This window comes from Virgibacillus sp. (assembly GCF_013393565.1).
Lineage (GTDB): Bacteria > Bacillota > Bacilli > Bacillales > Amphibacillaceae > Virgibacillus > Virgibacillus dokdonensis.
Map to the genome: position 1 here is coordinate 1 of NZ_JABXHF010000106.1, position 9275 is coordinate 9275.

Below are 9275 nucleotides of genomic sequence, written 5' to 3' on the forward strand. Positions count from 1 at the left end.
TTTTGTAATCCATACATCTTCAAGACCAGGCATTTTTATGGTAAAATTCATTTGCACGCAACTCCAATCTTTTCTTGTTTCTAGTCAATTCAAGTATAAAAGAATTGGATGTTTGCGTGTATATTTTTATGCGCAAATTGTGTGGAAACCCCAACATTTAGTATAGAGCCGCATTTTCTGAATGGCTACGAATTTTTGTAATAAAAATAGTGTTGCGTAAGTACGCAACACTTAATTAAACATATCTCATATAAAAAATTATCTGGGCTCTACAATTAATTTAATTGCTGTACGCTCTTCTTCATCAATTAAAATATCTGTAAAAGCCGGAATACAAATAAGATCAACCCCACTTGGTGCAACAAATCCTCTAGCAATCGCTACCGCCTTAACAGCCTGGTTTAATGCACCAGCTCCAATAGCCTGAATCTCCGCTGAGCCACGTTCTCTTAACACATTCGCAAGTGCACCTGCTACTGAATTTGGATTTGATTTTGCTGACACTTTTAATACTTCCACCACTAGTACCTCCTTCATTTAAACTATTCTAGTTCTACTTATACTATATTCTTGGAGATGTTAGCTTATTACCCTTATTATGCATTAATAATTCTTAACATTCAAATAATCTATCTTTAACATTTCTTCAATTACAGTTTATCCTCATAATTCTAGCGTGAATAGAAATAAACCAATACTCTTATGCCCTATTTCAATCCGTTTTATTTATAAAAAATGCGACATACTAACCTTACATAAATGGATGATCTTCATTGATTAGAATACGCTCGATTTTATGGGCTTTTCCTGTTTTCGTATCAATAGTTACAACACAGCCATTTAATTGCGCTCTGCCCTGTTTTGGTACTTCAAAACGAACTGGCATAGATGTTAAAAAGCGTTGAATAACAGCTTCTCTTTCCATTCCCAAAATACCATCGTAAGGCCCTGTCATGCCAACATCTGACAGATACGCTGTACCATTTGGTAAAATACGCTCATCGGCCGTTTGTGTATGCGTATGTGTGCCAACAACAGCGCTCACTCGTCCATCCACATACCATCCAAATGCTTGTTTCTCACTTGTTGCTTCTCCATGAAAGTCAACAAATATAATGTTTGTACGTTGTTTTGCTTCTTTTATTAATCCATCTGCTATGGAAAAAGGGTCACGTATTGGTGGCAAAAAAGTTCTTCCTTGCAAACTAATTACAGCAACTTCAATGCCATTAATATTTACATATACGATCCCTTTACCTGGATTATTAGTTGGAAAATTTGCTGGTCGAATCATTTTGTTTGCGTTATCAATGAAATCATAGATTTCCTTTTTATCCCATGTATGATTTCCCATTGTAACTACTTGCGCGCCCCATCCTAGTAGCTGCTTATAAATTTTTTCTGTAATCCCTTTACCTGCAGCAGCATTTTCACCATTAACTATCGTAAGGCTAGGTCGATACTTTTCTTTCAATCTTGGCAAATAATATTGGACCATGTCTCTGCCAGGAGAACCAACAACATCGCCAATAAATAATATTTTCATGCTTGTCTCATCCTATCTATTTTCATATCATTAGTTTTTCATATCCATTAATGAATGTCAAAAATAAAAAGCAGTCCGAAGACCACTTTTTATTTAGCATATTCCACTGCTCGAGTTTCTCTAATTACTGTAACTTTAATGTGTCCAGGGTAGTCCAGTTCGCCTTCAATTTTCTTACGAATATCTCTTGCAATTCGAACGGATTCTACGTCGTCAATTTCATCTGGTTTTACCATAATTCGAATCTCTCTTCCAGCTTGAATGGCAAATGATTTTTCTACACCAACAAACGACTCCGAAATTTCTTCCAGTTTTTCTAAACGTTTAATATAATTTTCCAACGTCTCGCTTCTTGCTCCAGGTCTAGCCGCAGATAATGCGTCAGCAGCAGCTACAAGCACTGAAATAATGGAAGTAGGTTCTTCATCGCCATGGTGTGAAGCAATAGAATTGATAACAACTTCATGCTCTTTGTACTTCAAAGCAAGTTCTTTACCAATTTCCACGTGACTTCCTTCTACCTCATGATCAATGGCTTTCCCTATATCATGAAGCAGTCCAGCTCTTCTTGCCAACATTTCATCTTCACCAAGTTCAGCAGCAAGCAAACCAGCTAGATAAGCTACTTCCGTGGAATGTTTTAACACATTTTGTCCATAGCTTGTCCGATATTTCAAACGCCCAAGAATTTTAATTAAGTCTGGATGTAAGCCGTGCACTCCCACTTCAAACGTTGTCTCTTCACCAATTTCTCGAATATGATTATCCACATCACGCCTTGCTTTATCCACCATCTCTTCAATGCGAGCTGGGTGGATACGTCCGTCCTGAACGAGTTTTTCTAAGGCCAAACGAGCTGTTTCTCTTCGTATAGGGTCAAATCCTGATAGTATAACTGCTTCTGGAGTATCATCAATAATCAAGTCAATTCCTGTTAACGTTTCTAATGTTCTTATATTTCTTCCTTCTCGTCCAATGATGCGCCCTTTCATCTCGTCATTAGGAAGGTTGACAACGGATACTGTCGTTTCAGCAACGTGGTCAGCAGCACAACGCTGCAGAGCTAACGATAGGATGCTTTTAGCTTTTTTATCTGCTTCTTCTTTCGCACGATTTTCTGCCTCTTTAATAATTAGAGCAGATTCATGAGCAACTTCTTGTTCTACACGCTCTAAAATAATTTGTCTAGCCTGGTCTGTTGTATACCCTGAAATGCGTTCAAGCTCAGTTTGCTGCTCTTGTATCATAGCTTCCACTTTGCTTTCCATTTCTTCAATTTGTTGTTGTTTGTCTGCTAACGACTGTTCTCTTTTTTCTAAATTAAGTTCTCGCTGATCTAACGATTCACTTTTCTTGTCCAAATTTTCTTCTTTATGCATCAGACGATTTTCTTGTTTTTGTACTTCGTTTCGTCTCTCTCGAAGTTCATCTTCTGTTTGCTGCCGAAGTTTATGATTTTCATCCTTCGCTTCAAGAAGGGCTTCTTTCTTTGAAGCTTCTGCATTCCGATGTGCTTCATCAACGATTTGTTTAGCTAGCGTTTCGGCACTCGAAATTTTTGCTTCAGCAATAGACTTACGAATCAGATAACCAACAACAATACCGACGATTAGGATTACAAGCAAAATGGAGATGAGCATTAGACTGTCCATGATTTCACCTCCTCTTGCTATAAAGTTGTACATCAATTATTGTCGGCATGTAAAAGTTTCAATGCGTTAAATAACCATATAATATATCATATAGATGATAAATTTATACAAATTTAATTTTAATTGTGTATGGAGAGAATGTCAAGGAAACGTCACAACTTCATACAATATGTTGGTAAATAATGCTATAAAACATCCAACTAGCTATTGCGATTATTATTGTCTTGAGGACGTGTACATATCTCTATGTAATAGATGTTCTAAATAATGTCAAGGCGTTTGAGAATTGGTTAAATAGAACCTTTGTCGTAGCATTAAAATGTTCTCTTTGTGTTTATGCTACCCTCCTTTCATAGGAAAATAAAAAAATTAAAACCACCTCTTGCATTTAGCAATAGGTGGTTAGTAGATTACACATCTAAACTTTCTTGATTAAATTCTTTTGTTTCTTCTTCCTCTGGTTGATCATCCAAATTATAATGCTGCCTAATTAATGCGTGAATTTCCGCCTGCATATCTGTGTTCTCTTTCAAAAACTGCTTGGCATTTTCACGTCCTTGACCAAGCCTCTCTTCATTATAAGAGTACCAAGCACCACTTTTTTGAACAATATCTAAGCTAGAACCAATGTCTAGTATTTCACCCTCTTTAGAAATACCTTCTCCATACATTATATCTACTTCTGCTTGTTTAAATGGTGGTGCAACTTTGTTTTTTACAACTTTAATTCTTGCCTTGTTTCCTACCATATCATTTCCTTGCTTCAACGATTCAGCACGGCGAACTTCCAGACGTACAGATGAGTAAAACTTCAGCGCACGACCTCCAGGAGTCGTTTCCGGATTACCAAACATAACGCCCACTTTTTCGCGAATTTGATTAATAAAAATAGCCGTAGTCTTCGATTTGTTAATAGCACCAGATAGTTTTCTTAATGCTTGGGACATCAAACGAGCTTGAAGACCAAAGTGCCAATTCCCCATTTCATCTTAGATGTCCGCTGTCTGAACGAGTGAAGCTTAGGAATCAACATAAATAATATCAACAGCTCCACTTCTTACTAATGCTTCTGCTATCTCAAGCGCTTGTTCTCCTGTATCTGGTTGCGAGAGTAATAGCTCTTCAATATTCACGCCTAAAGCACGAGCATATGTTGGATCAAGTGCATGCTCTGCATCTATAAATGCTGCTTGCCCCCCCTGTTGCTGCGCTTCTGCTATAGCGTGTAAAGCTACGGTCGTTTTACCAGAAGATTCTGGTCCATATATTTCAACAACCCGCCCTCTTGGGTACCCACCAATTCCAAGTGCTACATCTAAAGCTAAGGAACCACTAGGTATCGTTGCAATTCTTTGTTCAGCTTGCTCCCCTAATTTCATAATGGAACCTTTTCCAAACTGCTTCTCTATTTGTTTTAACGCTGCATCTAAAGCTTGTTTCTTATCACTCAAAACGTCGCCCTCCTTTAATCATCTACTAACATCATACATGCTTTTCGCTTAATTGCCAAGCAAAAAGACGAATAAACGTTCTCATCATTAAAGTGAAAAACAACTACAAAATTAAATTATAGGCTTTTATGAAATTATAAAAACAAAACAAACCACTCTACAGCAAAATGTTATTTTAGTATTTGATATAGTAGCTCAAGACCTTTAAGAACTGTTCTTCTTCGAATAGCATTCCTATCTCCTGGGAATAAGAACTTCTTAGTAACAAATGTACCATTGTCGTTATAAATAGAAATATAGACTGTACCAACTTGCTTTCCTTCCATCTTAGTAGGACCAGCCACACCAGTAAAAGATATTCCTATAGTAGATGAAAATTTAGTAGCTGCTTGCTTTGCCATCGCTTCAGCACAATCTTCGCTGACTGCTCCATTTGTTTCTAAAATCTCTCCTGGTACATTTAACGTATTCTGTTTTGCTATTATTGTATAAGTAACCATGCCACCTTGAAAAACATTTGATGAACCAGAGACAGTCGTGATTTTTTCTGCAAACGCTCCACCAGTCAAACTTTCTGCAGCTGCAAGCGTATATTGCTTCGCTAATAACAAATCTACAACTTTCCCTTCTAATGTTTCGTGATCTTCACCATACGCATATTGCCCTACGCGTAAAAAGATTTTCGCTTTCGTTTCTTGCAACAGCTGATCTGCCTTTTGAAGCGAATCACTTTTTGCTGTTAATCGAATGACAATACCTTCTTCTTGAGCAAGAGGAGCAATTGTAGGATTTGTTTGTTCGTGAATAATATCCTGTAGTTCATGTTCAAGCTTCGATTCACCAATTCCAGTAAATTTCAGTAAAACAGATTTAATGATCTCTTTTTTACCCAGAAGTTTTTGTATGGATGGAATCATGTATTCTCTTACTAGAGCTTTCATTTCTTTTGGAACACCCGGGAGAAAAAACCATGTGCAACCATCATATGTTAGCTTCATCCCAGGAGCCATTCCTACAGGATTCATCCAAACTGTTGCCCCTTCAAATACTCTCGCTTGTTTTGAATTATTTGGCGTCATCACTGTCTGATGCTTTTCAAAATATGCTCGTATTTTGCACATGGATGGTCCATGCTCTACTAGAGGTATAGTACTCAATTGCTGAAATGCTTCCCTTGTTAAATCGTCTTCTGTTGGCCCCAGACCACCAGTAACAATAACAATATCTGAACGTTTATGAGCTATTTGAAATGTTTCACGCACACGCTGTAAGTTGTCTCCAACAACTATATGGTGGTACGTGTTAACACCTTGGTTAGCTAACTGCAGAGAGAGCCATTGAGCGTTTGTGTTTGCAATTTGCCCGAGTAAAAGTTCAGTTCCAACAGCAATTATTTCAGCTTGTAATTCCTCTTTCATTTCGAATCCCTCATCACATGCCAATTTTTAATAAAGTAGTCTATGCCAGATAATATTGTAAAGAATAAACTAATATATAGCATGATTTCCCCAAAAGGAAAGCCTATATATGAAAACGGGAAATTATGTAATAACAAAACAGCAATAGCGACCATTTGCGTTGCTGTTTTTATTTTCCCCATATTACCAGCTGCTAGTACTATACCTTCCCCAGAAGCAACAAGACGAAGTCCTGTAACTGCAAACTCACGACTAATAATAAGAATAACGAGCCATGCTGGGGCAACTCCCATTTCTACTAAAATAATGAAAGCAGCGGAAACAAGTAGTTTGTCTGCTAGTGGATCAAGAAACTTCCCTAAATTTGTAACAAGGTTATATTTTCTTGCGTAATAGCCATCCACCCAATCCGTTCCAGCTGCAATTATAAACAATAAAGCAGAAATGAAATGAGATATTGGCAATGCTGTTTCTCCTATTTGCCAGCTTCCCCATGGAAATGGAACACTCATAAGAATGATGAAAATAGGAATTAAAAAAATACGTGATAATGTTAGCTTATTTGGTAAGTTCATTACTATTCCTCCTTCGAAAAACTTGGCTCCGCCAAATCTTTATGACGAAAAAAGCCGTCATTTTTCTTATTGTCAACCCTAAAAAAATATAGTTTAGTATAAAATGATTGACCCTTCCCAAAAAGTTGAAAGGAAGGGTCGATGATATTTATTCAGCTTCTTGTTTTAGTTCCACCCAAATATTTTGTCTTACGTTACTTGGATCAACAGGATACTCCATTTCTTTACCATTTATTGTTATGGTTAGCACAGATGCATTGCCAATTTTAAAGAATACGCGTTCTTTACCAGTAAGGTCTAATTCAAGTGGTGACTGCTCGGCATTAAACATATTTTCCTCAAAGAGGACATCTTCTTCATCAGCCTTCACACCAAGCCAAGTATCGTCTGAAGCTTCTAATGTAGCTTTTACTTCATCACCTGTATAAGAGAATGCAACTGTTGATTCTGGTGTATTACCTGTTCCTTCTTCTATAACAGTAAATTCAGGCTCTTTTGCTTTTTCATTTGTTTCTTCCGTATCTTCATCGTTACCATCTTGTTCTTCATTATCTTGATCTTCATCTGCAGTATTTTGATTAGCTTCACCGCCATCACTATCGTCTTTAATCACAATATCATTGCCTTTTCCATCATCCTGATTTACAGGATCTTTACTTTCTGTTCCCGACATGTTTTGGGCAATAAAGAAAATAGCGACCGCAATAATACCAATAATAAGTAAGCCAACAATTACTGTAGGAAATAAGGAAAAATTAGATGTACTTTTTTCTTGACTTTTACGCGAGCGTTGTATACGTGAGTATTGTTCTTCTGTAGGCTCCTCTGTTTTCGGCACTTCTTCTTTATATTCTTCCATCAGTTCATTTGGGTCCAACCCAACAGCATTTGCATATTCTTTCATAAAAGCTCTAGCATAAAATTTACCCGGAAGAATTTGCAAGTTCCCTTCTTCAATTGCTAGTAAATACCGCTTTTGAATTTTTGTAATTTCTTGTAGCTCTTCCAAAGAAAGATTCTGAGCTTCCCTTGCTTCTTTTAGTCTTGCTCCGATTTGCATTTCCAACACCATCCATTTTAGAAATCAAACATTGAAAATTCATTTTCTTGACTGAACTGTCTTGATTCAACAGGCTCATATGTAATTTCTTCTTCTTCATGACTTCTTAGTTCAATAATGTAATCAAAATCCTCTATTTTATATTCTGTCATTTGTACAAACGCATCTGGATGCTCTACTACTTTGACAGCAGGTAGCTGCATTACTTCTCTAATCAACTGCCAATGCTGCTCGTTTGCACGCCGAGTGGATACAATGCCATCAATAATATAAACATTATCGGGATTGTACTCACCTTCAATAAGCTTGCTCCGCACTGTTTGCCTTAATAAGGTACTGGAAACAAATAACCAACGTTTGTTTGCACACACACTTGCAGCTACTACCGATTCTGTTTTCCCTACTCTTGGCATACCACGGATCCCTATTAATTTATGGCCATCTTTTTTATACAATTCTGCCATAAAATCAACAAGCAAGCCTAAGTCATCGCGAATGAAACGAATTGTTTTATGATCATCTACATCGCGATATATGTATCTACCATGGCGCACAGCCATTTTATCTCTAAGTTTTGGCTGTCTTAACTTGGTTACTTTAATGGTTTCCATCGTTTGTAAAATTGACTTGAGTCGTGTTATATTTTCGTCATATTTAGATAAAAGTAACATACCACGCTTTGCGTCCTCGACCCCATTAATCATAATAATATTAATTCTTAGCATCCCAAGTAAAGACGATATATCACCAAGCAAGCCTGGTCGGTTAATTTGAATTTCGTATTCAAGATACCACTCTGTTCTCGTCATATAATGCTCCTTTATAATAATGAGGTTTTCAACTATTTATAGAAAAACTTGATTAATTTCGAAGTATTAATGGCAGAAGCTCTTATACTATAAAATTAAAATAGCTATTAGAAAATAAAACTAAGCTATGTACAATAAATATATTTAATTAGCTACTGAATAATTACCAACCCTTAGTTTTAATTAACAAACTCCGAGTATAAAAACACTTAGATAGCCTTTCACCTGTACTTAAACCACATACAATAAACTTTAATGCGTTTTAAATTATTAACAATTACAGTTTATATAAGTATATCATAAAGCATTTTTTCGCAAGTGAAAAGGTTAGAGGTAAACTATATCATATTTATCTTAACAGAACCATTGGTTATTGACAAAATAATTTTTTATAAAATGATTCTTCAATTCAGTAGGGGTCTTTCACTCCAACCGATTGTTTATTAGCCCAAAAAGGTATGATCTAAAGATATCTTACGAAAAAAAGGATTTAGGTGCTGTCATCTCCACTTAGACTTTCCAGTTTACACCTTCATAGATCCCCCGGGATAAACAGAAAATGTTCTATGTGCATCCTGCGTTCGTAGAATAAATAAGTATCATACACCTGTTTTTCCAATCAAAACCACCAGTGTGTTGAAGTGACCCCATAAAGTTAGACAGATAATTTTACTAAGCAGCTATTAAAGTCTGAATTCGGTATTGTACCGGGCTCAGGCCTTTTAGTTTTGCCTTGATTCGTTTGTTGTTATAGTATTCTATAT

Annotated in this window: 8 protein-coding genes and 1 pseudogene; all 9 read right to left on the reverse strand. The window is 36.5% G+C overall.

The window, feature by feature from the left end; genetic code table 11:
- Positions 1-258: 258 nt before the first annotated feature.
- A complete protein-coding gene (locus HLX49_RS16420; RefSeq protein ID WP_073004934.1) occupies positions 259-519 on the reverse strand; it encodes a stage V sporulation protein S in 261 nt (86 codons plus the stop codon).
- A gap of 232 nt (positions 520-751) precedes the next feature.
- Positions 752-1546 (reverse strand): TIGR00282 family metallophosphoesterase, encoded by a 795-nt coding sequence (locus tag HLX49_RS16425; RefSeq protein WP_077703918.1) that lies wholly within the window; start codon positions 1544-1546, stop codon positions 752-754.
- Positions 1547-1635: 89 nt separating this feature from the next.
- Positions 1636-3198, reverse strand: coding sequence for a ribonuclease Y (gene rny, locus HLX49_RS16430; RefSeq protein ID WP_077703921.1), 1563 nt, complete (start codon positions 3196-3198; stop codon positions 1636-1638).
- Positions 3199-3608: 410 nt separating this feature from the next.
- Positions 3609-4649: pseudogene (recA, locus tag HLX49_RS16435) on the reverse strand (recombinase RecA).
- Between the two features lie 170 nt (positions 4650-4819).
- The gene (locus tag HLX49_RS16440; RefSeq protein ID WP_077703927.1) at positions 4820-6067 is read right to left on the reverse strand and encodes a competence/damage-inducible protein A; all 1248 of its coding nucleotides are present in this window, start codon (positions 6065-6067) and stop codon (positions 4820-4822) included.
- Entirely contained in the window at positions 6064-6642 is a 579-nt protein-coding gene (gene pgsA, locus HLX49_RS16445; protein WP_296363246.1) for a CDP-diacylglycerol--glycerol-3-phosphate 3-phosphatidyltransferase, read from the reverse strand. The genes HLX49_RS16440 and pgsA overlap by 4 nt, the downstream gene beginning before the upstream one ends.
- A gap of 148 nt (positions 6643-6790) precedes the next feature.
- Complete coding sequence (locus HLX49_RS16450; protein WP_296363249.1) at positions 6791-7714, reverse strand: helix-turn-helix domain-containing protein; 924 nt, start codon at positions 7712-7714, stop codon at positions 6791-6793.
- A gap of 5 nt (positions 7715-7719) precedes the next feature.
- Complete coding sequence (locus HLX49_RS16455) at positions 7720-8511, reverse strand: YmfK family protein (protein ID WP_073004946.1); 792 nt, start codon at positions 8509-8511, stop codon at positions 7720-7722.
- 672 nt (positions 8512-9183) lie between these two features.
- Positions 9184-9275 (reverse strand): IS3 family transposase (locus HLX49_RS16460; RefSeq protein WP_296362419.1); only part of this gene is annotated, 92 nt, incomplete at its 5' end.

Coding starts and splice junctions, on each gene's coding strand:
- HLX49_RS16425 (WP_077703918.1), bottom strand. CDS start 1,546: ATGAAAATATTATTTATTGGCGATGTTGTTGGTTCTCCTGGCAGAGAC.
- rny (WP_077703921.1), bottom strand. CDS start 3,198: ATGGACAGTCTAATGCTCATCTCCATTTTGCTTGTAATCCTAATCGTC.
- HLX49_RS16440 (WP_077703927.1), bottom strand. CDS start 6,067: ATGAAAGAGGAATTACAAGCTGAAATAATTGCTGTTGGAACTGAACTT.
- pgsA (WP_296363246.1), bottom strand. CDS start 6,642: ATGAACTTACCAAATAAGCTAACATTATCACGTATTTTTTTAATTCCT.
- HLX49_RS16450 (WP_296363249.1), bottom strand. CDS start 7,714: ATGGTGTTGGAAATGCAAATCGGAGCAAGACTAAAAGAAGCAAGGGAA.
- HLX49_RS16455 (WP_073004946.1), bottom strand. CDS start 8,511: ATGACGAGAACAGAGTGGTATCTTGAATACGAAATTCAAATTAACCGA.